This window comes from Pseudonocardia halophobica, assembly GCF_027922425.1.
GTDB classification, from domain to species: domain Bacteria; phylum Actinomycetota; class Actinomycetes; order Mycobacteriales; family Pseudonocardiaceae; genus Pseudonocardia; species Pseudonocardia halophobica.
This window is the reverse complement of sequence record NZ_BSFQ01000021.1, coordinates 25788-50584: the sequence shown is the minus strand read 5'-3', so window position 1 is coordinate 50584 and position 24797 is coordinate 25788. Positions and strand designations below refer to the sequence as shown.

Below are 24797 nucleotides of genomic sequence, written 5' to 3'. Positions count from 1 at the left end.
TCAACGGGCGGTCCCCGTGCAAGCCTGATCCCTGCGGCGATACCCGCCGCGATACCGCCGAGCTGGATCTTGGATGCATCTCGATGCTCCAGCGGCGGCCTCTTCAGACCGTTTATGCAGCTCAGACGGTGCCTAGGGGCTCCTGCGTGTACCTCGATGCGTGTGTGCACATAGGAGTTCAAGTCCCCCCTCGGACACAGAGAACATCTCCCCGATCACGACCCCGGTCCGCGTGGACCGGGGTCTCGTCGTTCTCGGGCGTCTCGTCGCTCCGGGGGCCTCCCGTGATCGTCGGTTGCGTGCGCGGACGGCGGACGGGACGACCGTCAGCGCACGCAACCGTCGATCAGGCCGTGGCTGTGGCTGTGGCTGTTGCCGTGGCGGTCGCGAGGCCGCGAGCGGGACGGGCGCGGCGGAGGAGCCCGGCGAGGAGGACCAGGCCGCCGGGGAGGGTGCTCACCACCGTCAGGACGCCGTAGGCCACGGCGGCGGACAGGCCCTGGGCGGCGCCGAGACCGACCGCGCCGAACGCGACGGCGGCGACCGCCTCGCGCGGTCCGAACCCGCCGACGTTGACCGGCAGGCCCATCACGAACAGGGCCAGCACCAGGAGCGGGAGCAGTTGCGTCGTCGGGGCGGTCGCGCCGACGGTGCGGGCGGCGACCAGGAACAGGCCCAGGTAGCCGGCGAGCGCCGCGAGGGAGAGCAGGGCCACACCGGGCCAGGCGTCGCGGGCGAGGAGGCCGCGGCGGGCGTCGGCGAGCAGGGTCCCCAGGCCGCTCCGGACCCGGCGGACGCGCAGTGCGACGACGGCGCCCGCGCCGAGCACGCCGAGCGCCGGACCCCAGACCTGGGCCGGCACGGACAGCGCGGAGAGGACGGCGGGCTCGGCGACCAGCACGACCGTCCCGACCACCACCAGCGCGATCTGCCCCGCGACCTTCTCCAGCATCACGGCCCGGGCGCCGCGGCCGACGTCGCCGACCGCGCGTCCGTGCTCGACGGCCCGTCCGACGTCACCGAGGATCCCGGCCGGCAGCACCGAGTTGAGGAACAGGGCCCGGTAGCAGTGCGCCACGGCCGGGCCCAGGCGCAGCGGCATCCCGAGGCGCCGGGCGACCAGGACCCAGCGGGCGGCGCCGCAGAGCGTCGTCGCGGCGCCGATCAGGAGGGCCGCGACGACCGCGTCGAGGTCGAGCGCGCGCAGCCCGTCGAACACCGGACCCGCGCCCAACCGCCAGATCACGACGGCGAGCAGCGCCACCGCCGCGGCCGTCCGGACCCGCGACGACCCCAGCACCGGCCGCACAGCCCGCCACGCAGCACCCACACAGCGCGCTATGGCTCGCTCACGCGTCCCAGCAGCAGGGTCCGAGTGCGTTATGGCTCCATAGTGCGGCTCGGTGGCAGGGTTCGAGGGCGTTGTGGATCCGTACTGCACTGCCGGGGTCGGCAGGGCGGGGGCGCTCACGACCGCACCCCCTCGAGGACCGCGGCGAGGGCGGCGGAGGGGACGTCCCAGCCCGGGACCGTCCCCCGGCGCTCGTGGGCGGCCTCGCGGAGGCGGCCGCGCAGGGCCGGGTCGTCGAGCCATTCGGCCAGGCCGGCCGCGAGGGACTGCGCGTCGGGCGCGACGAGCAGACCGGGCAGCTCGCCGGACGCCGTGGTGCCGAGGGCCTCCCGCACCCCGCCGACGTCCGTGGCGAGCACCGGGATCCCCCGCGCCAGCGCCTCCAGCACGACCATCCCGAAGGCCTCGGCGCGCGAGGGCAGGACGAGCAGGTCGGCGGCGGCGTAGGCCCCGTCGAGGTCCGCGCCGGTGAGCGGGCCGTCGAGCGGGACCCGGTCGGCGAGGTCGTGCCGCTCCAGCTCGCCCCGGACCAGCTCGACGTGCGACGGCGCCCGGCCGAGCGGGCCCACCAGCCGGCAGCGCCACGGCCGGGAGGCGATCTCGGCCAACGCGCCGACCAGCAGGTCCTGGCCCTTGGTCGGCGTCACCGAGCCCACGCAGAGCAGGCTCGTGCCGTCCGAGCCCGTGGCGAGGGGCGCGGGGTCCGCGCCGGGGGTGACCACCGGGACGTCGCGCAGGCCGTGCAGGGCGGCGAGCCGCGCGGCCGACCACGCACTCGTCGCGACGACCGCGGCGACGGCGCCCAGCACCGCCCGCTCCCGCTCGGCGAGCGCGGGAGCGGCGCCGGCCTCGTCGGCGAGCGGCAGGTGCACCAGCACCACCAGCCGCAACCGCCCCGCCTCCGGCACCACCACCTCGGGGACCCCGCAGGCCACCAGCCCGTCGAGGAGCACCACGGCACCGTCGGGGAGGGCTGCCAGAGAATCGGCGAGCGCCGCCCGGTCGGCCGGCGACGGGTGCGGCCACGCGCCGCCCGCCGCGATCTCGTGCACCCCCGCGAGCCGGGCCAGGACGCGGCGATCGTACACGTTGCCGCCGCTGGGCCGCTGCGGGTCGTCGACGTCGGCGGGCAGCACGGCCGCCACCGCCGGGGCGGCGACCGTCACGGAAGGGGCCGCTCGTAGCTCGCCCACGCCACGTGGGACTCGTGCAGCGTCACCGCGATGCCCTCCAGGCCCCGGGCGCCCTCCCCCAGCTCGCCGGCGGCCACCCGCTCGGCCAGCCGGTCGGCGACGACCTTGGCCAGGAACTCCGTGGAGGTGTTGCGGCCGGCGAAGGCGGGGTCGTCGTCGAGGTTGCGGTAGGTGAGCTCGCCGAGCACCGCCTGCAGGGCCGTGGTGGCCAGCCCGATGTCGACGACGAGGTCGTCGGCGTCGAGCTCGGCGCGCCGGAAGGTCGCGTCGACCACGAACGTGGCGCCATGCAGCCGCTGCGCCGGTCCGAAGACCTCGCCGCGGAAGCTGTGGGCGACCATCATGTGGTCGCGGACGGTGATCCCGAACAACTGCTCCTCCTCGCGGTGTCAGTAGGTGACACGGTGGAGGAGCCCGGACGGTTCACCGCCGTCGGCGAGAATCCGCGGCAGGTCGGCGGGCAGCCCGGGGAACGACCCCTCGCTCGTGACCAAGGCGTCGTACCGCGGATCGGCCAGCAGGCGCAGCGCGAGGGCGATCCGGTCGCCGAAGCTCCGGCGGGAGCGCCGGGCGGCGGAGACCATGCCGACCTGGCTGCTGCGAATGGTCAGGCGGCCGGGATGAAAGGCCTCGCCCAGCGGCACCCGCACGGGGCGGTCGCCGTACCAGGACATCTCGACGACCTCGCCCTCCGGCCCGAGCAGCTCCAGCGACCGGGCGAGCCCCGCCTCGGTGGCGCTGGTGTGCACCACGAGGTCGCAGCCGTCGGCGGCCTCCTCCGGCGGGACCCACGCGACGCCGAGGGCGTCGGCGACCGCGGCGCGGGCCGGCAGCGGGTCGACGAGCTGGACCCGGACGCCCGGGATGCCGGCGAGCAGCGCGGCGACGCAGCACCCCACCATCCCGCCCCCGACGACGGCGATCCGGTCGCCCACCAGCGGCGCGGCGTCCCACAGCGCGTTGACCGCGGTCTCGACCGTGCCGCCGAGCACCGCGCGCTCCGGCGGCGTCCCGTCCGGCACCGGGGTCACGGCGGACGCGGGCACGACGTACCGGGTCTGGTGCGGGTACAGGCAGAAGACCGCGCGTCCGGCCAGCCCGGACGGGCCCTCCTCGACCACCCCGACGTTGAGGTACCCGTACTTCACCGGCGCCGGGAAGTCGCCCTCCTGGAAGGGCGCCCGCATGGCCGCGCGCTGGCTCTCCGGCACCCCGCCGCGGAACACCAGCGCCTCGGTGCCGCGGCTGACGCCGGAGTGCAGGGTGCGGACCAGCACCTCGTCCGGCCCGGGTCGCGGCACCTCGACCTCGTGCAGGGAGACCCGCCCCGGCGCGTCGAGGAAGAGCGCGCGCTCAGTCATGCCGCGCTCGATCCTTCCGCGGTCGGTAGCACAGCAGCATCAGATCGCCGATCTGCCGGGAGCTCGCCAGCCGCATGCGGGAGGCGGGGCCCTGCGGGAAGTCGGCGGGGTTGACGAAGCGCGGGGCGTCGCGCTGCCCGACGAAGAAGGGCGCGTATACCACGTGCAGCTCGTCGACCGCGTCGGCGGCGAGGAACAGGGTGTGGACCGCCCCGCCGCCCTCGACCATCAGCCGCTCGACGCCGCGTCCCCGCAGGTCGGCGAGCATGCGCGGGAGCTCGAGCGGGTCCCCCGCGCCGACGACGGTCGCGACGCCGCCGAGCTTCGACCGCACCTCGTCGACCGTGGCGTCGCAGGTGTAGACGAACCGCTCGGTGTCGCCCGTGGTGAAGAAGCGGGCCCCGGGATCGACCTTGCCGCACCGGGTCAGCGTGACCTTGGCGGGCGACTCGGGCCGGCCCTGCGCGACCCGGGCCCGGCGCCGCTCGGCGGAGCGGACGAGCAGCCGGGGATCGTCGGTGCGGATGGTGTTGGCCCCGACCAGCACCGCGTCGGCCCAGGCCCGCACCTCGTCGACGCGGTCGAGGTCCTCCTCGTCGGACAGGATCAGCCGCGCCTCGGCGACGTCGTCGATGTAGCCGTCGAGGGACACCGCCGCCGAGGCGATCACGTACGGGCGGTCCATCACGCTCCGCATCGTGCCGTCTCGGGAAGCCCGCGTGCCACGCGGCGTGCGGGGACTGCCCCGGACGGCGCAGTACGGGTCCCCCGGCCGCCGGTAGCGTCGGGAGGATGCCCGGCCCGGAGCCGCGCACGCCGGGGACGCTGGACGTGCGCACCGACCCGGCGCTGTGGTCGTTCCTCGCGCGGGAGCGCCGCCGCGCCCGCGCGACGGTGCCGTGGGACGGCGACGCCACCCTCGGGCACGTCGTGCAGAGCCTCGGGATCCCGCTCACCGAGGTCGGCGCGCTGCGGCTCGACGGTCGTCCGGCCGCCCCGCAGGACCGCCCGGTGCCGGGGGTGGAGGTCGCGATCCTGCCCGTGGACCGGCCGCAGGAGGTGCCGGGCGCGACCGGGTTCCTGCTCGACGTCGGCCTCGGGACCCTGGCCCGCCGGCTGCGGGTGCTCGGGATCGACGCCGCCTACCGCAACGACGCCGCCGATGCGGAGCTGGTCCGCGACGGCGCCGCGCAGCACCGGATCGTGCTCACCCAGGACCGCGGCCTGCTGATGCGCCGCGCACTCTGGGCCGGCGCGCACGTGCGCGGCGACCGCCCGGACGACCAGCTCGCCGACGTCCTCGACCGCTTCGCCCCGCCGCTCGCGCCCTCGACCCGGTGTACCGCCTGCAACGGCGACCTGGCCCCGGCGCCCCCCGAGGAGGTGGCCGGCGAGCTGAAGGCCGGGACCCGGCGCACCTACGCCGAGTTCGCCCGGTGCCGCTCCTGCGGGCGGGTCTACTGGCAGGGCGCCCACGCGGAGGGCCTGGAGCGGATCGTGGGGGCGGCGCGTGCCGTGGTCCGGCGGCGCCGCCCCTGAGAAGTCACTCCTGGACCGTCACTTCGTGGGCGTCGCGGCGCCTCTCCGCGTGCGGCGGAGCAGCCAGGTCACCACGGCCGCGGAGACCATGCAGATCCCGACCACCCACAGCCCGAGCTTGTTGTTGCCGGTGGCGTCGGACAGCGCGCCCGTGACGTACGGGGCCACGAACCCGGACATGTTCCCCAGCGAGTTGATCAGCCCGATGCCCGCCGCCGCGGCCGCGCCGGTCAGGTACGACGTGGGCAGCGACCAGAAGCCGGGCAGGGCCGCCAGCACGCCGCACGCGCAGATCGTCACGGCGACCATCGCCAGCCACGGGTTCGACAGGTAGAGCGCCACGGGGATCGCCACGCCGCCGACCAGCGCCGGCACCGCCACCCGGACCGTCGGGTTGGTCGAGCGCCGGGTCCACACGATCATGGCGACCAGCCCGACGGCGTACGGGATGGCGTTGATCAGCCCCTGCTGCACGGTGGTGAAGTGGGTGCCGTACTGCGCGGAGAAGCCCTTGATGATCGTGGGCAGGAAGAAGCCGAGCGCGTAGAGGCCGTAGACCACGCCGAAGTACACCCAGGACAGGGCCAGGACCCGCGGGCTCTTCAGCGCCCCGAGCACGGACTTCGGCCCGGCTTCGGAGACCTCCCGGCCCTCCGCCGCGAGCGCGCGCTCGAGCGCGTCCTTCTCGGCCTGCGGCATCCACCCGGCCGCCGCGGGCCGGTCGGTGAGCGAGAACCAGACGACGACGGCGAGCAGCACCGCCGGAATCCCCTCCAGCAGGAACATCACCCGCCAGCCGGCCAGCCCGAACAGCCCGTCGCCGTGCTCGATGATCAGGGACGAGACGACGGCGCCGAGCGCGGTGGAGACCGGGATCGCGGTCATGAACCACGCGGTCATCCGGGCCCGCTGCGCGGCCGGGAACCAGTACGTGAGGTACAGGATGATCCCGGGGAAGAAGCCCGCCTCGGCCACGCCCAGCAGGAAGCGCAGCACGATCAGCACCGTGGCGTTCGGCGTGAACGCCATGATCGTGGCGATGATCCCCCAGGTCACGAGGATGCGCGCGATCCACCGGCGGGCGCCGAAGCGGTGCAGCATCAGGTTGCTGGGCACCTCGAGCAGCAGGTACCCGATGAAGAACACCCCGGCCGCGACGCCGAACATCGTCGCGGACAGGCCGAGGTCCTCGTTCATGCCGTTGGGCCCGGCGAACCCGATGTTCACGCGGTCCAGGTAGTTCACGAAGTACAGCAGGATCAGGAGGGGGACGAGCCGGCGCCCGGCCCGGCGTACGCCGGAGCGGACCAGCTGGTCCTCGGTCCCGACGGCGGTGTCGGAGCTCATGCGAGGTTCCTTCCCAAGGGGGATCGGGTCAGACGACCTTGCCGGGGTTGAGGATGCCCCGGGGATCGAGTACGCGCTCGACGGAGCGGTGCAGGTCCAGCACGGCGGGGCTCAGCTCCGCCTCCAGGCCCGTCCTCTCGAGCAGGCCCACGCCGTGCTCCCCGGTCAGTTGTGAGTGGCGATGGTCGCCATGGCAACCATCGCCACTCAGAGGTCAGAGGGCGGCCAGCGCATCCGCAGCCTTGGCCCGGAACCGCTCGACGGCCGCGAGCTTGATGTCCTCGTAGCCCCGGACCTCGTCGGCCAGCCCGGCGATCGCGACGACCCGGTCGACCGTGTCCGGCGTGAGCGACTCCAGCGCCGACCGCACCAGCGCCTGGTACTCCCCGACCAGCGCCCGCTCGGTGCGCCGGACGCCGGCCAGGCCGAAGACGTCGAGCGGGGTGCCGCGCAGGCCCTTGGCCGCGCGCAGGCCGCGGAAGGCGATCTCCGCCGTGCGCCCGGACAACCGGATCTTGTTCTTCATGCCCAGCGCCCGGAGCACCGGCGGGTGCAGCAGGACCGAGACGGCCGCGTTGGGCCCGAACTCGGCCTCGCGGCGTGCCTTCTCGACGGGGTCGAGGTGCAGCCGCGCGACCTCGTACTCGTCCTTGTACGCCAGGAACCTGTGCAGCCCGCGGGCGTAGGCGACCGCGACCCGCTCGCCGGCCGCGCCGGCCTTCTCCGCGGCGATCGCCGCGACCCGGCGCACCTCCTCGGCGTACCGGGCGGCGAGGGCCTCGTTCTGGAAGCCGGTGAGGTCCTCGACGCGGACCGCGACGGCCTCGTCGAGGCCCTCCGAGATCAGCCCGGCGATCTCCCGGGAGCGTGCGGAGACCTCCACCGTCGCCCGGGCCGGGGGCAGCGCGGCGGCCAGGACGGCCTCGCGGTTGAGCACCGCGGCCCGGCCCCACCGGAACGCGGCCAGGGTCTTCTCCACCGCCGCCCCGTTGAGCCGGATCGCCTGCTCGATCGCCTCGGCGCTCACCGGCAGGCAGCCGTGCTGGTAGGCCGCGCCGAGCAGCAGCATGTTCGTGGGCATGTGGTCGGCGAAGAGCGCCTCGGCCAGGCCCTGCGCGTCGACGTGCACGTTCTCGTCGCCGGTCGCGGCGGCGATCCGTTCCAACGCGTCGTCCGGCGAGCCGGGCAGCACCACGCGACCGGTCACCATCGCCGCCGTCGGCACGATCGCGCTGTTCACCACGGCCACCGTGTGCCCCGGCCGCGCGACGGCGAGGTTGGCCGCGTCGGCCGTGCCGAGCAGGTCGAAGCCGATCAGCACGTCCGCGGTGCCGCGGGACGCGCGCAGCGAGCCGCGCACGGGCTGCTTGGCGATCCGGACGTCGGACACGACCGGGCCGCCCTTCTGCGCCAGCCCGACCTGCTCCAGCCCGGCCGCGAACCGGCCGTCCAGGTGTGCGGCCATCTGCAGGATCTGCGACACCGTGACCACGCCGGTCCCGCCGATCCCGGGCATCCGGACCAGCGTCTCGCTGCCGTCGAACCGCGGCTCGGGCTCGACGAGCTCGACGGGCAGCGGCGGGACCTCGCGGCGCGGGCGCGTACCCGGCTCCACCAGCAGGAACGACGGACAGTCGCCCTTGAGGCAGGAGAGGTCCGAGTTGCACGAGGGCTGGTGGATCCGGGTCTTGCGGCCGAACTCCGTCGCCACCGGCTGCACCGACAGGCACGTCGACTTGTCCCCGCAGTCGCCGCAGCCCTCGCACACCCGCTCGTTGACGACGACCTTCTCCGCCGGGGTGGGCAGCGTCCCGCGCTTGCGCAGCCGGCGCTCCTCCGCCGCGCACCGGTCGTCGTGGATCAGCACGGTCACGCCGTCGACGGCCGCGAGCTCGGCCTCCGCGGCGGCGAAGTCGTCGCGATGGCGCACCGACGCGAGGGGGTCGAGCGCGACACCGCGGTACTTGCCCGGGTCGTCCGTGGTGATCACGATCCGCCGGACGCCCTCGGTGGCCAGCAGTGTGGTGATCTCCGGGACCGACAGCCGCCCGACGGCCTGCTGCCCGCCGGTCATCGCGACGGCGTCGTTGTAGAGCAGCTTGAAGGTCATGGTCGCGCCGCCGGCCACCGCCGCGCGCACGGCCAGCGAGCCCGAGTGGTGGAAGGTGCCGTCGCCGAGGTTCTGCACGAAGTGCCGGTCGTCGGTGAACGGGGCGAGGCCGAGCCACTGCGCGCCCTCGCCGCCCATCTGGGTCAGGCCGATCCGGTGGCCGCGCCCCTCGCCGTTGATCGCGACCATGGCGTGGCAGCCGATACCCACCCCGACCAGCGTGTCGTCGGACGCGCGGGTCGAGGTGTTGTGCGGGCAGCCGGAGCAGAAGTAGGGGGTCCGCGAGCTCCCTGCCATCGGCAGCCCGATCCGCGACGGCTTCTTCGGCTCGATCGCGGACAGGTGCACCGCGGCGGTCCGGGGCAGCCGCCCCGGCCCGATGCGCGACGCGATCGCGCGCGCCACGTCCTCGGCACCGAGCTGGCCGCGCGCCGTGAGGAGGGGGCGGTCGCGCTCGTCGCGCCGCCCGATCACCAACGGCGCGTCCGGCACCCGGTAGAGCGCCTCCTTGAGGTGCCCCTCGAGGAACGGCACCTTGTCCTCGACGACGAGCACCTCCTCGAGCCCGGCCGTGTGCGCGGCGAGCTCGGCGGCGTCGACGGGGAAGGGCATGGCGAGGCGGATCAGCCGGACACCGAGGTCGTCGAGCGCGGCCTCGTCGAGCCCGAGGTCCTCGAGCGCCCGCAGCACCACCGCGTAGCCGGTGCCGCTCGCGAGGATCCCCAGCCGGGCCTGCCGTGAGGTGAAGGTGACGCGGTTGAGCCCCGCCTCGCGGGCGTAGGCGCGGGCCAGGTCGAGACGGCGGGTGAGCATGTCGTGCTCGGCGTCGAGGGCGGCCGGACCGACGAGCGCGCCGACCGGCGGGCGGGGCCGCGCGGGCGGCATCGGGATCCCGCGGCGCAGGCCCTCGACGTCGACGGTCGCCGAGGCGTCGGCGATGTCCGCGACGATCTTGAGCCCGGTCCAGAGCCCGGTCGCCCGGGACAGCGCCACGGCGTGCAGCCCCAGCTCGACGATCTCGGGCACGGAGCCCGGCGCGAGCAGCGGCATCGCGAGGCTCTGCGCCATCGGCTCGCACGAGCTGGGCACCGTCGAGGACTTCGACGCCGGGTCGTCGCCGATCACTGCGACCGCGCCGCCCAGCGTGGCGGTGCCGGCGAGGGTGCCGTGCCGGATGGCGTCGGCGGCCCGGTCGAGGCCGGGGTTCTTGCCGTACCAGAACCCGACGACGCCCTCGTGCCGGCGGCCCGGGACCTCCCCGAGCAGCTGCGTGCCGGCGACGGCGGTGGCGGCCAGCTCCTCGTTCACGCCGGGCTGGAACACCACGCCCGCAGGGTCGAGGAAGCGCCGGGACCGCAGCAGCTCCGAGTCCAGGCCGCCGAGCGGCGAGCCCTGATAGCCGGACACGAACACCCGCGTGTCGAACCCGCGGGCGGTGTCGAGGCGGCGTTGCTCCAGGGTCAGCCGGACCAGCGCCTGGATGCCGGTGAGGAGGACGCGCCCGCGCTCGGCGGCGTAGCGGTCGTCGAGGGTCACGGTGGTGTCGATGCTCAAGCTCGGCTCCCGTCGCTCCCGGGGCGCCGGTTCCGGCGCACGTGTCGCCGAGCACACCGGAGTGATCGGGGTGGACGCAAGCAAGTCGCGAGAAGTGGCCGACAAGACGCAAAGCAGGGCCGGCTAGGCTCGACTCGACCCGAATTCTTTGCGCGAGGAGCACCCGTGCCCGAGATCGACGCCATCGACCACCGGCTGCTCGACCTGCTCCAGGAGGACGGCCGCCGCACCTACTCGGACATGGCGGGGATCGTCGGCCTGTCGGTGGCCGCGGTGAAGCGCCGCGTCGACCGGCTGCAGGCGATCGGCGTGATCACCGGCTTCACCGCGCAGATCGACCACGCGAAGCTCGGCTGGGGCGTCGAGGCCTTCACCGAGCTCCGGTACGCCGGCACCACCCGGGTGCCCGACATCGTCGCCACCGCCAGCACCGTGCCGGAGGTGCAGTCGATCTTCACCATCGCCGGCGACCCGGACGCGCTGGTCCGGGTCCGGGTCCGGGACGTCGCCCACCTGCAGGAGGTCATCGACACCCTGCGCACCGCGGGCACGGTCACCGGGACGAAGACGCTGCTGGTGCTGGGGGCGTGGAACCGCGGGGCCTCGTGAAGCCTTGACCCGTCTGCGGGGCGCCGACGACGATCACGCCCGAGCGCGACGAGGAGGTCCCATGACCGAGCCGACCACCTTCACGATCACCGGCCGCGACGGCACCGAGGTCACCGCCTACCGGTGGGAGCCCGCCGGCACCCCGCGCGGGATCGTGCAGCTCACCCACGGCATGGGCGAGCACCTGCGCCGCTACGACCGGCTGGCCGCGGCGCTCGTCGGCCGCGGCTTCGTGGTGCAGGGCCAGGACCACCGCGGGCACGGCGCCACCGCCGGCACCCCGGAGCGGCACGGGGTGCTGGGCACCACGGGCTGGACCGGCCTGGTCGACGACATCGGGATCCTGCTCGACGCCGGGAAGGCCGCCTTCCCCGGTGTCCCGGTCGTCCTGCTCGGGCACAGCATGGGCTCGTTCGCCGCGCAGCAGTGGGTGATCGACCACAGCGGCGAGATCGACGGGCTGGTGCTCTCGGGCACCGCCGTGATCGACCTCCTGGAGCCGAACCTCGACCTCGACGGCCCGATCGACCTCGCCGGCTTCAACGCCCCCTTCGCGCAGCGCACCGGGTACGAGTGGCTCTCGCGGGACGAGGCGGAGGTCGACAAGTACGTCGCGGACCCCGCCTGCGGCTTCGGGCTCGATGTGCCCGGGTCGAAGGCCATGTTCGCGGGCGGCCGGGTCCTGGCCGACCCCGAGCGCGTCGCGCGCATCCGGCCCGACCTGCCGGTCCTGGTCACGGTCGGCGACGCCGACCCCGTCCACGGCGGGCTCGCGCTGCTGCACCCGCTCACGGACCGGCTCGCGGCGGCCGGCCTCAAGGACGTGACGGTGCGGATCTGGCCGGGCGCCCGGCACGAGGTGTTCAACGAGACCAACCGGGACGAGGTCGTCGCCGACCTGCTGGGGTGGCTCGACCGGGTGGTTCCGCCCGCCTGATCGGCCGGGATCCGGCCCGGCGTGTGACATTCCCGGCCGTTGCGGCGATTCCCCTGTCGTTCACCTGACGACGGAGGAGCCCGGATGGCCGACCCGCACGCCCGCGAGCCCGTTCGCGAGCCCCTGGTGTGCCTGCACGGGCTCGGCGGCAGCGTGCACGCCTGGGACCGCGTGCTGCCCGGCCTGCGGGCCCGGCACGACGTCCGGACGGTCGCCCTGCGCGGCCACGTCGGCGGCGAGATCTTCCCGGTGCGGGTGCGCCCGACCGTCCCCGCGCTGGTCGACGGCGTGGAGGCGGCCCTCGACGCGGCCGGGATCGCGCAGGCACACCTGGTGGGCAACTCGCTCGGCGGCTGGCTGGCCCTCGAGCTGGCCGCCCGTGGCCGGGCGCTCTCGGTGGTCGCACTGTCCCCGGCGGGTGGCTGGCTGCCGGACAGCGACGAGGTCCACCGGGTCTGGCGGCTGCTGGTGCCGGCGCACGACCTCGCCCGGCGCACCGAGCGGCACCTGGACCGGGCCGTGCGGCTCGCGCCCGCACGCAAGGCGTTGCTGCGGCTCGGTGTGGAGCACGGCGACCGGCTGGAGCCCGCCGAGGCCGCCGCCTTCCTGCGCGACAACGCCCGCTGCCGCTTCCTGCGCCCGCTGCTGCGCTCGGCGATCGACTACCACTTCACCGTGCCCGCCCCGGACGTGCCGGTGCGGATCGCCTGGTCCGCGCAGGATCGGCTGCTGCCCGCCCCGCGCTACGCCGAGCGCTTCCGCGCCCTGTTCCCGGCGGCGCAGCGCGTCCGGCTGCCCGGCGTGGGGCACGTGCCGATGTACGACGACCCGGCGCTGGTGGTCCGCACGATCCTCGAGGTCACCGCGCCCGACGCCGTCCCGGGACGTGCCGGCGACCCGGTGCCGGCCCACCCCTGACCGACGAGCTGGCCTACCCGAGCAGCGCCTCCGGGATCTCGACGACCCTGCTGCGCAGGTACTCCCCCAGGCCCTTGGCCTGCGGGTCCGGCCGGGTGGAGGAGGCCACGCCCTCGCCGAGGATCCCGTGCACCACGACGTTGAGCGCCCGCAGGTTCGGCAGGGGGTGCACGTCGATCGGCAGCTCCGCGGCCTCCGGTCCGAGCAGCTCCCGGGCCTTGTCCGGTGTGAGGAACGCCCGCAGCCAGGCGTAGGCCTCGTCGCTGCGGGTCCAGACGCCGATGTTCGCGTCGCCGCCCTTGTCGCCGGACCGCGCCCCGCAGACGGTGCCGAGGGGCGCCGGTCGCGTGGGGCCGCCGGGTCGGCTGTGTTCACTCTCTGCTGGGGTCGAGGACCCGGCGGCTGGTCCGGTGCCCGCCGTCGCCACCGGCGGGTCCGCGACCACGCGCCGCTTCCCGCCGGGCAGGACGACGGTGTGCGTGACGGCCTCCCGCGGCACGGCGGCCGGCCGGTACACGCCGTAGGCGGACTCGGCGCTCGGCGGCGTGGTCGTGTGGAAGCCCGCGTACCCGCCCAGGGCCAGCTCCATCGTGGCGTTGGAGAAGGCCCGGCCGACCGTGCGCGGGTCGGGGTCCTTGACGGTGATCCGCAGGTGCGCCGTGGCCCGCTCGTTGGCCGGGGCGTCGGGGGTGTCGAACCGCAGCAGCCGGACGTCGACCTCGGCGAACCGCCCCCGCCCGCCGAGGACGTCGAACAGCAGCTCCTCCGCGAACGCCGCCTTGGCCTCGATGTCCAGGCCGGTGAGCACGAGCGTCATCGTGTTGCGGTAGCCGCCGGCGTCGTTGAGCGCGACCTTCAACGTGGGCGGTGGCGCGCTCCCGCGGACGCCGGAGATCGCGACCCGGTGCTCGCCGTCGGCCTCCAGCCGGATCGTGTCGAAGTGCGTGGTGCAGTCCGGGCCGAGGTAGGCGGGCGCCGCGATCTCGTAGAGCAGCTGCGCGGTGACCGTGCCGACCGAGACCAGCCCGCCGGTCCCGGGGTGCTTGGTGATCACCGACGAGCCGTCGACGGCGACCTCGGCGATCGGGAAGCCCGGGTAGCGGCGGTCGGTGATCTCGTCGAGGAACGCGTAGTTGCCGCCGGTGGCCTGGGGCCCGCACTCGATCACGTGCCCGGCGACCACCGCGCCGGCCAGGGCGTCGAAGTCCTCCCGGTCCCAGCCGTGCCACCACGCCGCCGGCCCGACGACGAGCGACGCGTCCGTGACCCGGCCCGTGACCACGACGTCCGCCCCGGCCGCGAGCGCCTCGGCGATGCCCCAGCCGCCCAGGTAGGCGTTGGCGGACACCGGCTTGCCGTCCACCGGCGGGTCGATCGCGCCCAGCGATCCGCGCAGGTCGTCGCCCTCGACGTACGCGACCTTGGCGTCGGTGCCGAGCGCCTCGATCGCCGCGGCCAGGCCGGCCGGGTTGAGCCCGCCGGCGTTCGAGACGACCTTGATCCCCTTCTCGAGGCAGGTCCCGAGGACGTCCTCCATCTGCGTCAGGAAGGTCCGCGCGTAGCCCGCGGCGGGGTCCTTGGCCTGCGCCTTGGCCAGGATCAGCATCGTCAGCTCGGCGAGGTAGTCCCCGCACAGGACGTCGATCGGCCCGCCCTCGACCATCTCGCGCGCCGCCCGCAGCCGGTCCCCGTAGAAGCCCGAGCAGTTCCCGATGCGGATCGGCCGGTCGCTCTCGGCCGGGGTGATGCCGCCGGTCATGCAGAACCTCCCACGAACAGTCCGGGCTCGCGGCCCGTCCCGGGCTCGCCGGCGAAGGCCTGGCCGATCGCCACCCACTCCTCCGCGGCCGGGCCGGTCACGACGAGCGCGAGGTCGTCCCGGTGCCGCCGCTGCGTGATGAGCAGGGCGAAGTCCAGGGCGGTCCCGGTGATCCGGTCCGCAGCGTCCTCCGGCCCCCAGGTCCACAGCGAGCCGTCCGGCGCGTCGAGCTCCACCCGGATCGGCGCGGCCGGCAGCTCGCGGCCGTGCAGCGCGTAGCTGAACGCCCGCGCCCCGACCCCGATGTGGGCCACGTGCCGCAGCCGGGCGCTGGGCTCGCGGACCATGCCGAGGGCGTCGGCCACGTCCTGCCCGTGCGCCCAGGTCTCCATGATCCGGGCGGTGAGCGACGACGCGGCGCTCATCGGCGGCCCGAACCACGGCACCCGCAGCCCGGGGTCCAGGCCCCGGAACGCGTCGATCAGCCGCTCCCGGGACAGGTCGAACCAGCGCAGCAGCTCGCCGCCGGACAGGTCGCGGAACCGGGCCGCCACCGCGTCGGGGTTCACGCCGCCCTCGGTCTCGATCCGCTCCAGCTCGGCGCGGAACGCCTCGGGGTCCGTGGCGGACTGCAGCGCGACGTCGTCGAAGTAGGCCAGGTGGGACACCTGGTCGGCGATGGTCCACCCCTCGGCCGGGGTGTCGCGGGCCCAGCCGTGGTGGTCCAGCGGCGCCAGGATCGCGCGCAGCTCCGCGGACTCGGCGGCGAGGTCGTCCGCCAGCGCGGTCATCGAGACGGGCATCGCTATCTCCCCTTCCACACCGGGGTCCGCTTGTCGCGGAACGCGGCGGGCCCCTCCTGGGCGTCCTCCGACCGGTAGACCGGCGCCCAGATCTCCTCCGCCCGGTCGTACGCCTCCGCGCGGGTGCACTCCGCGGAGAGGTACGCCGTGCGCTTCGCGGCCCGCACGGACAGCGGCGCGTTGGCCGCGATCCGCCGGGCGAGCTCCTGCGTGCGCGCCCGCAACTCTCCTCCCGGCACCACCTGGTTGACCAGGCCGACCTCGCGGGCCCGGGCCGCGTCGAGGGGGTCGCCGGTCAGCAGGATCTCCAGCGCGACGCGCGGCGGGACCAGCCAGGACAGCGGCGCGGCCCACGGCGAGCCCCGGCCCACCTTCACCTCGGTGACGGCGAACCGGGCGTGCTCGGCGGCCACGACCAGGTCGCACTGCTGGGCCAGCAGGAACCCGCCGGCGTAGGCCACCCCGTTGACCGCCGCGATCGTCGGCTTCGGCACCTCGACGTTGCGCCCGAACTGCGGCAGGAAGTCCGGCGGCGGGATCTCCAGCGAGGTCTCCGCCATCTCCTTCAGGTCGCCGCCGGCGCAGAAGGCCTTGTCGCCGGCGCCGGTCAGCACGAGGACGGCGGCGGAGTCGTCGGCGACGAACCGGTGCGTGCCCTCCCACAGCCCGTCGCGGACCGCCTTGCTCAGCGCGTTGCGCGCCTCGGGCCGGTCGATGGTGAGCCAGGCGATCCCGTCGACGACCTCGTAGGTCACGACGTCGGTCAGGGTCTCGCTCACGGGAACCTCTTCCTCAGCTCGGGGCGGTTCAGCTTGCCGCTGCCGGTGCGCGGCAGGGCGTCGACGATCTCGATCCGCCGGGGCTTGTGCATGCCGCGCAGGTCGGGGTTGGTGGCGCACCACTCGGCGATCTGCTCGGCGGTCACGTCCGGCCGCGTCGGGACGACGACCGCGGTCACCTGCTCCACCCAGCGCTCGTGGGCCGTGCCGATCACCGCCACCTCGGCCAGGTCGGGGTGGTCGGCGAGGTGCTCCTCGACCATCTGCGGGAACACGTTCTCGCCGCCGGAGACGATCATGTCGTCGATCCGGTCCACGTAGTACAGGTAGCCGTCGGCGTCGGCGGACATGAGGTCGCCGGTGCGGAACCAGCCGTCCGACCACTTCTCCGGGGCCTCGATCCCCCAGTACCCCGGCGTCACCGCGTCGCCCTGCACCCACAGCTCGCCGACGCCCTCGTCGCCGGGCCGCAGGTCGGGCCCGCCGGCTGGGTCGTCGGCCCCGCCCACCCGAACGAGCCGGGTCCGCACGACCTGCTCCAACGGCTTGCCCATCGAGTCGGGGCGCCGCGGGTCGCCGGGCGCGTAGGACACCACGAGCCCGCTCTGCTCGGTCTGCCCGTAGATCTCGACGCCCCGGATCCCGGTGCCCGCCTCCAGCCGCTCGATCGCCGCCGTGGGCGTGCGGGAGCCGCCGAACATGCAGATCCGGAAGGAGTCGAGGACGACGGGGTTCGCGGCGGTCCGGTTGCCGACGTCGATCATCATCGTGGAGATCAGGCCGCCGTAGGTGGGCCGCAGCCGCTGCGCGAGGTCGAGCCAGACGGTGACGTCCCAGCGCGGCATGAACGTGATCTGCCCGCCGCGCAGCAGGATCGGCAGGCTCGCCAGCTGCAGCCCGCCGACGTGGAACAGCGGCATGCAGTTGAGCACGTGGTCGGCCGCGGTGAGCTCGTAGAGGTCGATCACGCCGTCGACCTGGGCGGTGGTGTTGCGGTGGGTCTGCCGCACGCCCTTGGGCACACCCGTCGAGCCGGACGTGTACATGAGCAGCGCGTCGTCCCGGTCCAGCCGCGGCACCACGTCGTGGACCGGCTCGTGCGCGGCCAGGACCCGGGCGAAACCGCCGTCCGGGCCGGTGGTGAGGATCTCCGGGCCGCCTCCGCCGAGCACGGTCTTCAGCCGCTCGACCTCGCCGGGCGGGGCGACGAGCCGGGTCACCCCCGAGTCCTCGATCGCGTGCCGCAGCGGCGCGTCGGGGAACAGGTGGTTGAGCGGGACGCCGACCGCGCCGGCCTGCCAGGTGCCGAGCAGCCCGATCAGGTACTCCAGGCAGTTGGGCAGGAAGAAGCCGATCCGCTCGCCGGGCTCGACCCCGGTCGCGCGCAGGTAGGCGGCGAACCGGCCGCCGCGTTCGGCGAACTGGGCGTACCCGATCTCGGTGTCGTCGAGCCGGAGGGCGATCTGGCCCGCGTGGTCGGCCGCGGCGCGCCGCAGCAGCCCGGCGATGTTCACGACGCCTCCTCCTCGACCACGGCCAGCACCCGGCCCGTCTCCACCTGGTCGCCGGGCCCCACGTGGACCTCGCCGACCACGCCGTCGACGGGTGCGGCGACGGTGTGCTCCATCTTCATCGCCTCGAGGACGACGAGGGCCTGACCGGCCGAGACGGTGTCGCCGGGGGCCGCGAGCACCCGGACCACGCCGCCCGGCATCGGGGCGAGCAGCGACCCGGCGTGGGCGACGGCGTCGGGGTCGGCGAAGCGGGGCACCTCGGCGAGGGCGGCGGACCCGTCCGGCCCGTCGACGAAGGACCAGCCGGGTACGCGGTGCACGGCGTACCGGCGCCGCACCCCGTCGACCTCCAGCTCGACGGCCTCGGGCGTCGCGGCGAGGAGGCGCACCGCGAGCCGCTCGCCGTTCACCGAGGCCGTCAACCCACCCCGCCGGAACGTGTACGCGACCTCCAGCGTCTCCTCACGCAGGCTGTAGGCCACCCGCTGCGGCATCCCGCCGACGTTCCGCCACCCGCTCGGGAGCCCGCCCAGCACCCGCGCCTCGCCCCGGTTCGCCGCCTGGCTCGCGAGAGCCGCCGCAAGGGCCTGTGAGTGGCGATGGTCGCCAGAGCGACGATCGCCACTCACGAGCACGGAGTGCCTGGTCAGGTAGCCGGTGTCGGTGCCGCCGGCGAGGAACTCGGGCTCGCGGAGGATGTCGACGAGCAGGTCCCGGTTGGTCGTGACGCCGTGGATCTCCGCCCGCTGCAACGCCCGCGCCAGGGTGCGGGCGGCCTCGGCGCGGGTGCGGCTGTGGGCGATCACCTTGGCGAGCATGGGGTCGTAGTGCGGGCTGACGACGGAGCCGTCCTCGACCCCGGTGTCCAGCCGGACGCCGGGCAGCTCCGGGATGCGGAAGCGGTGCAGGGTGCCGGTGGCGGGCAGGAACCCCGCGGGGACGTCCTCGGCGTAGAGCCGCACCTCGATCGCGTGCCCGTCGAGGACGGCGCCGGTCACCTCCGGCGGCAACGGCTCGCCCTCGGCCACCCGCAACTGCAGCGCCACCAGGTCCAGGCCGGTGACCAGCTCGGTGACGGGGTGCTCCACCTGCAGCCGGGTGTTGACCTCGAGGAAGAAGAACCTCCCGTCCTGGTCGAGGACGAACTCGACGGTCCCGGCGCCGGTGTAGCCGATCGCCTTCCCGGCGGCGACCGCAGCGGCACCGAGCTCGGCGCGCAGCGCGTCGTCGACCGCCGGGGACGGGCTCTCCTCCACGATCTTCTGGTAGCGCCGCTGGATCGAGCACTCGCGCTCGAACACGTGCACGACCTCGCCGTGGGTGTCCCCGACGATCTGCACCTCGACGTGCCGGGGGTCGACGACGAACCGCTCCAGGAACACGGTCCCGTCGCCGAACGCCGACGCCGCCTCCCGCCGCGCGCCCGCCACTGCGTCGGCCAGCTCCGCCGGGTCGTGGACGACGCGCATGCCGCGGCCGCCGCCGCCGAACGCGGCCTTGACCAGCACGGGGAACCCGATGTCGGCGGCGATCGCGCTCAGGTCGGAGAGTTCGTCCACCGTCGCCCCGGGAAGGACCGGCACGCCCGCCTTGTCCATGAGCGCCTTGGCCTCGAGCTTCGAGCCCATCGAGGCGATGGCCTCCGGCGAGGGCCCGACGAAGGTCAGCCCGGCCGCGGCGCAGTCCCGGGCGAACCCGGCGTTCTCCGACAGGAACCCGTAGCCGGGGTGGACCGCGTCCGCACCCGTCGCGCGGGCCGCCTCGATCACCAGGTCGCCGCGCAGGTAGGTCTCCGACGAGGACGCGCCGGGAAGGCGTACCGCCTCGTCGGCGAGCCGGACGAACGGGGCGTCCGCATCGGGGTCGGAGTACACGGCCACGGTGGCGATGCCGAGGGCGTGGGCGGTGCGTATGACGCGGGCGGCGATCTCCCCGCGGTTGGCCACCAACAACTTCTGGATTCTGCTGGTTGACATGGGGGCGCTCACATCCGGAAGACGCCGAAGCCGCGGCGGCCGGCGACGGTCTGGGAGTGCACGGCGGACAGGGACAGGCCGAGCACGGTGCGGGTGTCGCGGGGGTCGACGATGCCGTCGTCGTAGAGCTTGGCGGTGACGAAGAAGCTGTGCGACTCCGCCTCGATCTGCTGCTCGATCGCGCGGGTGCGCGCCGCGTCGGCCTGCTCGTCGAACGGCTTGCCCTGCGACGCCGCCGACGCCCGCCCCACGATCGACATGACCCCGGCGAGCTGGGCCGCGCCCATCACCGCGAGCTTCGCCCCGGGCCAGGCGAACATCAGCCGCGGATCGTAGGCGCGGCCGGACATCCCGTAGTTGCCCGCGCCGAAGGACGACGCCATGTTGATCGTCAGGTGCGGGACCCGGCTGTTGGTCACCGCGTTGATCATCTTCGCGCCGTCCTTGATGATCCCGCCCTGCTCGTAGTCCTTGCCCACCATGTAGCCGGTGGTGTTCTGCAGGAAGATCAGCGGCGTGTCCGTCTGGTTGGCCAGCAGGATGAACTCGGTCGCCTTCCTGGCCTCCTCACTGAACAGCACGCCCCGGTGGTTGGCCAGCACCCCGACCGGATAGCCGTGGATGCTCGCCCAGCCGGTGACCAGCGAGGTGCCGTAGAGCGGCTTGTACTCGTCGAAGTCCGAGCCGTCGACCGTGCGGGCCAGGATCTCCCGCGGGTCGAACGGCACCTTCGGGTCCGGCGGGACGATCCCGAGGATCTCCTCCGGGTCGTACTTCGGGGGCTCCGGGCTCGCCGCCGGCGCCGGCCCGAGCTTGTGCCAGTTGATCCGGGACATGATCTGCCGGCCCAGCCGGACGGCGTCGCGCTCGTCGGCCGCGAAGTAGTCCGAGAGCCCGGAGATCCGCGAGTGCATCTCCGCGCCGCCGAGCGCCTCGTCGTCGGACTCCTCGCCGGTGGCCATCTTGACCAGCGGCGGGCCGCCGAGGAACACCTTCGCCTGCCGGTCGACCAGCACGGCGTAGTCGCACATGCCGGGCACGTACGCGCCGCCCGCGGTGGAGTTGCCGAACACCAGCGCGATCGTCGGGATCGCCAGCGAGGACAGCTCCGTGAGCTCGTGGAAGATCCGCCCGGCCGGCACGAACAGGTCCGCCTGGGTGGGCAGGTCGGCGCCGCCGGACTCGACGAGGTTGATCACCGGGAGCCGGTTGATCCGCGCGATCTCCAACGCGCGCAACGTCTTCTTCAACGAGTACGGGTTCATCGCGCCGCCGCGCACGGTCGGGTCGTGCCCGATCACCACGCACTCCACCCCGGACACCACGCCGATCCCGGTGAGCACCGAGGCGCCCACGGTGAACTCGGTGCCCCACGCCGCGAGCGGGGAGAGCTCCAGGAACGGGCTGTCCGGGTCGAGCAGCAGCTCCAGCCGCTCGCGGACCGGGAGCTTGCCGCGGTCGCGGTGCCGCTGCGCGTAGCGCTCCCCGCCGCCGGCGATCGCCAGGTCCAGCTGCTCGTTCAGCTGGTCGATCACCTCCAGCTGGGCCGTGCGGTTGCTCGCGTAGGTCTCCGACGAGACGTCGAGCAGGGTCTTCAGGACGGGCATCAGCGTCCCCCGTAGTGGTCCGCGAAGCTCTCGCGGACGACGTTCTTCTGGATCTTCCCGGTGGAGGTCCGCGGCAGCTCGTCGACGACGATCACGGACTTGGGCACCTTGTAGCCGTCGAGCCGGTCCTTGAGGGCGACCCGCAGCGCCTCCGGGTCGACCGTCTCCCCCGGCTTCGGCACCACGACGGCGGTGATCGCCTCGCTCCACCGCTCGTGCGGCAGCCCGACCACCACGACCTCGGCGACCTTCGGCTCGGCGTCGTACACCGCCCGCTCCACCTCGATCGACGCGACGTTCTCGCCGCCGGTCTTGATCACGTCCTTGGAGCGGTCGGCGAACCAGAGCACGCCGTCCTCGCCGAAGCGCCCGACGTCGCCGGAGTGGAACCAGCCGTGCCGGAACGCCTCCGCGGTCGCCTCCGGGTCGCGCAGGTACTCCTGCATGGTGGACGGCCCGCGGTAGACGATCTCGCCCTGCTCGCCGGGCGGGAGCAGCGCACCGTCCGGACCCATGATCGCGACCTGGACCCCGGTCAGCGGCGTGCCGACGGCGCCGACGTGGGTGAGCTGGTGCTCCGGGCGGAACAGCGTGGTGATCGGCGACATCTCGGTCTGGCCGAACAGCAGCGCGAAGTCGCAGCCGAAGCCGTCGAGGCAGGCCTTGATCTGCGCCTCCGGCATCGGCGCCATGGCGTACACGGCCCGCCTGAGCGAGGACAGGTCCCGGGAGCCGAACGACGGGTGCTCCAGCGCCGCGCGGTACATCATCGGCAGCCCGAACACCTGGGTGATCTTCTCGCACTCGACGGTGTCGAGGAACCGCTCGGGCTCGAAGCCGCGGTGCACGTGGATCGTGGCGCCGACCGTGACCGCCGGCGTGCAGAAGGCATTGAGCTGGGCCGTGTGGAACATCGGCATCATCGCGAGGAAGCGGTCCGCGGTCGTCCAGCCGGAGTCGAGCGCGGCGGACATCGACTCGAGGTGGATCGCCAGGTGCGTGCCCACCACGCCCTTGGGGAACGACGTCGTCCCCGACGTGTAGAGGTAGCTCAGCGGCGCGCGGTCGGGGATCTCCACCTCGACCGGGGAGCCGTCGGCGGACTCGAGGTCGGCGAGGGTGGTCGGGCCGTCCCCGACGACGACCGTCTCGGGCAGGTCGAGCTCGGCGAGGCCGGCCAGCAGCCCGCTCTCCACCACGATCCCCCGCGCCCGCGAGTGGTCGAGCACGTACGCGACCTCGGGCGGCCGCCAGCCCAGGTTGATCGGCACGCACACCACACCGGCCTTGGCGCAGGCGTAGTACACGGCGAGGAACTCGGCGCTGTTCGCCGAGGCCAGGGCCAGCGCGTCGCCGACCCGGTAGCCGCGGTCCCGCAGGCCGCGGGCCAGCCGGTTCACCCAGGCGTCGAGCTCGGCGTAGGTCCAGCGGCGGTCCCCGTCCACCACGGCGGGGTGGTCGGGACGGGCGAAGGCGGACCGGGTCAGCGCGTCGCCGACGTTGACCCGATGGATCAGATTGGTGGTCACGGGCGCTCCTCAGTAGGACCGCGGGAGGCCCAGGCTGTGCTGGGCCACGAAGTTGAGGATCATCTCCCGGTTCACCGGGGCGATCCGCAGCAGCCGGGCCAGCCCCCAGTACGGCAGCAGTCCGAACTCCTGCGCCACGCCGTTGCCGCCGTGGGTCTGCATCGCGGCGTCGCACGCGGCCAGCGCGGCCTCGGCCGCCGCGTACTTCGCCATGTTCGACGCCTCGCCCGCCGGCAGTCCGTTCTGGTGCAGCCAGGCGGCCTTGCGGGTCATCAGCGCGGCCAGCTCGGTCTCGATCTTCGCCTTGGCCAGCGGGTGCGCGACGCCCTGGTGCGCGCCGATCGGCCGGTCCCACACCTGCCGGTCCTGCGCGTACCGCGCGGCGCGGTCCAGGACGTAGCGCGCGATGCCGACGCAGAGCGCGGCGCCGGTGATCCGCTCCGGGTTGAGCCCGTGGAAGACCTGCCGGAAGCCCTGGCCCTCCGCGCCGACCAGCGCCGACGCCGGCAGCCGGACCTCGTCGAAGTGCAGCGTGAACTGCCTCTCCGGGAGCATGACGTCGACCGGCAGCACGGTCTTCTGCAGGCCGGGCGTGTCCGTGGGCACCAGGAACAGGGACAGCTGCCCCTCGTCGCCGGTGCGGGCGACCAGCAGCAGCGCCTCGGCCGTGTCGACGCCGGAGATGTAGTACTTCTCGCCGGTCACGACCCACTCGTCCCCCACCCGGCGCGCCCGCGTCGAGAGCTTGTGGGTGTTGGACCCGGCGTCGGGCTCGGTGATCGCGAAGACCACCTTCTGCCGGCCGCTCGCGAGCCCGGGCAGCCACTCCTTGCGCTGCTCCTCGGTGCCGTACTCGGCGATCACCTCGGCCGAGATCGCGTGCGTGACCAGCAGCAGGAGGATCGGCGCGCCCTGCGCCGCGATCTCCTCGCACACCAGCGCGAGCTCGACGAGGCCACCGCCACCCCCGCCGTACTCCTCCGGCACGTTGACCCCGGCGAAGCCGGAGTCGCCGAGGGCGTGCCACAGCTCGGTGCACTCGGTGCCCGCGCGGGCGTGCTCGACGTAGTACGCGCCCCCGTAGGGCGCCGCGACGGCCCCGACCGCCGCCCGCAGGTCGCGGTGCTCGTCGCTCTCGGCGAAGTCCACTCCGACTCCCGTCGCGTCTCCCGGAACCCCAATTGTGATTTCTGGTTCACTCGTGGCGGACCCTACCGTGCGGCTGCCATGATGACCAGATGCCGACCCTCCCCACCACCGCCGCCACCCCCGGCACGGCCGCCGGAGGGCGCAGCCGGCGGGACCCGGAGCGCCGCGAGCGGATCCTGGCCGCCGCCGCGGAGCTGGCCTCCCGGCGCGGCTTCCACACCGTCGGGATGGCCGACATCGGCGCCGAGGCCGGCATCGTCGGGTCCGGCGTCTACCGCCACTTCGACAGCAAGACCGCGATCCTCGTCGCCCTCCTCGACCGGGTGATGGCCCGCCTGCAGGAGGGCGCCGGGGCGGTGCTGGCGGGCCCGGGCGACGAGCGGGCTCACCTGTCTGCACTGGTCAGGGACCATATTCGAGTGGCGATCGAGGACCGGAGCGTGCTCGCCGTCTACCACCGCGAGGTGCACACGCTGCCCGAGGAGGACCGGCGGCGGCTGCGCCGGCTGCAGCGGCACTACCTCGAGGACTGGGTGCACGTGCTGGCCCCGCTGCGCCGCGACCTGGCCGACGGCGAGCTCCGGCTGGCCGTGCACGCCGCCATCGGCGCCATCCAGTCGACGCTGTTCTTCCGCAGCGGGCTGGCCGACGAGCGGCAGGCCGACCTGCTCGACGGGATGGCCCACGCGTGCCTCGGCGTCGAGCCCGCGGAGGCGGCGTCGGCGGAGGCCGTGCCCGGCACGGCCGAGTGAACCGGGAATG

At 74.3% G+C, this 24797-nt stretch carries 20 protein-coding genes and 1 pseudogene; 5 read left to right on the top strand and 16 right to left on the bottom strand.

All coding sequences use genetic code 11. The features are described 5' to 3' along the window. Positions 1-346 precede the first annotated feature (346 nt). The 5 genes from PKE99_RS22475 to PKE99_RS22455 all read right to left on the bottom strand — a co-directional run bounded on the left by PKE99_RS22475 (position 347) and on the right by PKE99_RS22455 (position 4590). A complete protein-coding gene (locus tag PKE99_RS22475; RefSeq protein WP_197040749.1) occupies positions 347-1300 on the bottom strand; it encodes a lysylphosphatidylglycerol synthase domain-containing protein in 954 nt (317 codons plus the stop codon). Positions 1301-1467: 167 nt separating this feature from the next. Further along, entirely contained in the window at positions 1468-2517 is a 1050-nt protein-coding gene (locus tag PKE99_RS22470) for a glycosyltransferase family 4 protein (protein ID WP_037049103.1), read from the bottom strand. Next, positions 2514-2915: a 6-pyruvoyl trahydropterin synthase family protein gene (locus tag PKE99_RS22465; RefSeq protein ID WP_037049105.1), complete on the bottom strand. Its 402-nt coding sequence runs from the start codon at positions 2913-2915 to the stop codon at positions 2514-2516. Before PKE99_RS22465 ends, PKE99_RS22470 begins: the two co-directional genes overlap by 4 nt. Before the next feature lie 18 nt (positions 2916-2933). Then, positions 2934-3905, bottom strand: a complete 972-nt coding sequence (locus PKE99_RS22460; RefSeq protein ID WP_037049107.1) for a zinc-dependent alcohol dehydrogenase — start codon at positions 3903-3905, stop codon at positions 2934-2936. After that, positions 3898-4590, bottom strand: a complete 693-nt coding sequence (locus tag PKE99_RS22455; RefSeq protein ID WP_231498327.1) for a RibD family protein — start codon at positions 4588-4590, stop codon at positions 3898-3900. Before PKE99_RS22455 ends, PKE99_RS22460 begins: the two co-directional genes overlap by 8 nt. Positions 4591-4697: 107 nt before the next feature. On the opposite strand from PKE99_RS22455, the gene PKE99_RS22450 reads away from it, so the two are divergent. Further along, entirely contained in the window at positions 4698-5444 is a 747-nt protein-coding gene (locus PKE99_RS22450) for a Mut7-C RNAse domain-containing protein (protein WP_037049113.1), read from the top strand. Between the two features lie 18 nt (positions 5445-5462). Here PKE99_RS22450 and PKE99_RS22445 read toward each other — a convergent pair whose 3' ends face one another. The 3 genes and pseudogenes from PKE99_RS22445 to PKE99_RS22435 form a co-directional block, all read right to left on the bottom strand. Further along, entirely contained in the window at positions 5463-6791 is a 1329-nt protein-coding gene (locus tag PKE99_RS22445; protein ID WP_037049115.1) for an MFS transporter, read from the bottom strand. A gap of 28 nt (positions 6792-6819) precedes the next feature. Beyond that, positions 6820-6960, bottom strand: a pseudogene (locus tag PKE99_RS22440) (FAD-linked oxidase C-terminal domain-containing protein); the annotation flags it as partial. A gap of 45 nt (positions 6961-7005) precedes the next feature. After that, positions 7006-10455 carry an indolepyruvate ferredoxin oxidoreductase family protein gene (locus PKE99_RS22435; RefSeq protein WP_081924437.1) on the bottom strand — a complete coding sequence of 1150 codons (3450 nt, stop codon included), beginning with the start codon at positions 10453-10455 and terminating at the stop codon, positions 7006-7008. A gap of 165 nt (positions 10456-10620) precedes the next feature. On the opposite strand from PKE99_RS22435, the gene PKE99_RS22430 reads away from it, so the two are divergent. The 3 genes from PKE99_RS22430 to PKE99_RS22420 all read left to right on the top strand — a co-directional run bounded on the left by PKE99_RS22430 (position 10621) and on the right by PKE99_RS22420 (position 12919). Then, positions 10621-11064 carry an Lrp/AsnC family transcriptional regulator gene (locus tag PKE99_RS22430; RefSeq protein ID WP_037049117.1) on the top strand — a complete coding sequence of 148 codons (444 nt, stop codon included), beginning with the start codon at positions 10621-10623 and terminating at the stop codon, positions 11062-11064. Positions 11065-11125: 61 nt separating this feature from the next. Next, complete coding sequence (locus PKE99_RS22425) at positions 11126-12001, top strand: alpha/beta fold hydrolase (protein ID WP_037049119.1); 876 nt, start codon at positions 11126-11128, stop codon at positions 11999-12001. Between the two features lie 84 nt (positions 12002-12085). Beyond that, the gene (locus PKE99_RS22420) at positions 12086-12919 is read left to right on the top strand and encodes an alpha/beta fold hydrolase (protein ID WP_051737818.1); all 834 of its coding nucleotides are present in this window, start codon (positions 12086-12088) and stop codon (positions 12917-12919) included. Between the two features lie 13 nt (positions 12920-12932). Here PKE99_RS22420 and PKE99_RS22415 read toward each other — a convergent pair whose 3' ends face one another. Genes PKE99_RS22415 through PKE99_RS22380 form a run of 8 tightly spaced genes read right to left on the bottom strand, consistent with a single transcriptional unit; the run spans position 12933 to position 24035 of the window. After that, positions 12933-14678, bottom strand: coding sequence for an acyclic terpene utilization AtuA family protein (locus PKE99_RS22415; protein ID WP_051737819.1), 1746 nt, complete (start codon positions 14676-14678; stop codon positions 12933-12935). Beyond that, the gene (locus tag PKE99_RS22410) at positions 14675-15481 is read right to left on the bottom strand and encodes a TIGR03084 family metal-binding protein (protein WP_037049121.1); all 807 of its coding nucleotides are present in this window, start codon (positions 15479-15481) and stop codon (positions 14675-14677) included. Before PKE99_RS22410 ends, PKE99_RS22415 begins: the two co-directional genes overlap by 4 nt. 2 nt (positions 15482-15483) lie before the next feature. Beyond that, a complete protein-coding gene (locus tag PKE99_RS22405) occupies positions 15484-16260 on the bottom strand; it encodes an enoyl-CoA hydratase/isomerase family protein (protein WP_231498318.1) in 777 nt (258 codons plus the stop codon). Further along, positions 16257-17774, bottom strand: coding sequence for a class I adenylate-forming enzyme family protein (locus PKE99_RS22400; RefSeq protein ID WP_037049122.1), 1518 nt, complete (start codon positions 17772-17774; stop codon positions 16257-16259). The genes PKE99_RS22405 and PKE99_RS22400 overlap by 4 nt, the downstream gene beginning before the upstream one ends. Next, complete coding sequence (locus PKE99_RS22395) at positions 17771-19750, bottom strand: ATP-binding protein (protein ID WP_037049123.1); 1980 nt, start codon at positions 19748-19750, stop codon at positions 17771-17773. Before PKE99_RS22395 ends, PKE99_RS22400 begins: the two co-directional genes overlap by 4 nt. Positions 19751-19758: 8 nt before the next feature. Further along, a complete protein-coding gene (locus tag PKE99_RS22390) occupies positions 19759-21357 on the bottom strand; it encodes an acyl-CoA carboxylase subunit beta (RefSeq protein WP_037049124.1) in 1599 nt (532 codons plus the stop codon). Then, positions 21357-22886, bottom strand: a complete 1530-nt coding sequence (locus PKE99_RS22385) for an AMP-binding protein (RefSeq protein ID WP_037049125.1) — start codon at positions 22884-22886, stop codon at positions 21357-21359. The genes PKE99_RS22390 and PKE99_RS22385 overlap by 1 nt, the downstream gene beginning before the upstream one ends. 9 nt (positions 22887-22895) lie before the next feature. Then, positions 22896-24035 carry an acyl-CoA dehydrogenase family protein gene (locus PKE99_RS22380; RefSeq protein WP_037049127.1) on the bottom strand — a complete coding sequence of 380 codons (1140 nt, stop codon included), beginning with the start codon at positions 24033-24035 and terminating at the stop codon, positions 22896-22898. 89 nt (positions 24036-24124) lie between these two features. Here PKE99_RS22380 and PKE99_RS22375 point away from each other — a divergent pair, with 89 nt between their 5' ends. Then, entirely contained in the window at positions 24125-24787 is a 663-nt protein-coding gene (locus tag PKE99_RS22375; RefSeq protein ID WP_051737820.1) for a TetR/AcrR family transcriptional regulator, read from the top strand. The last annotated feature ends 10 nt before the right edge of the window (positions 24788-24797 follow it).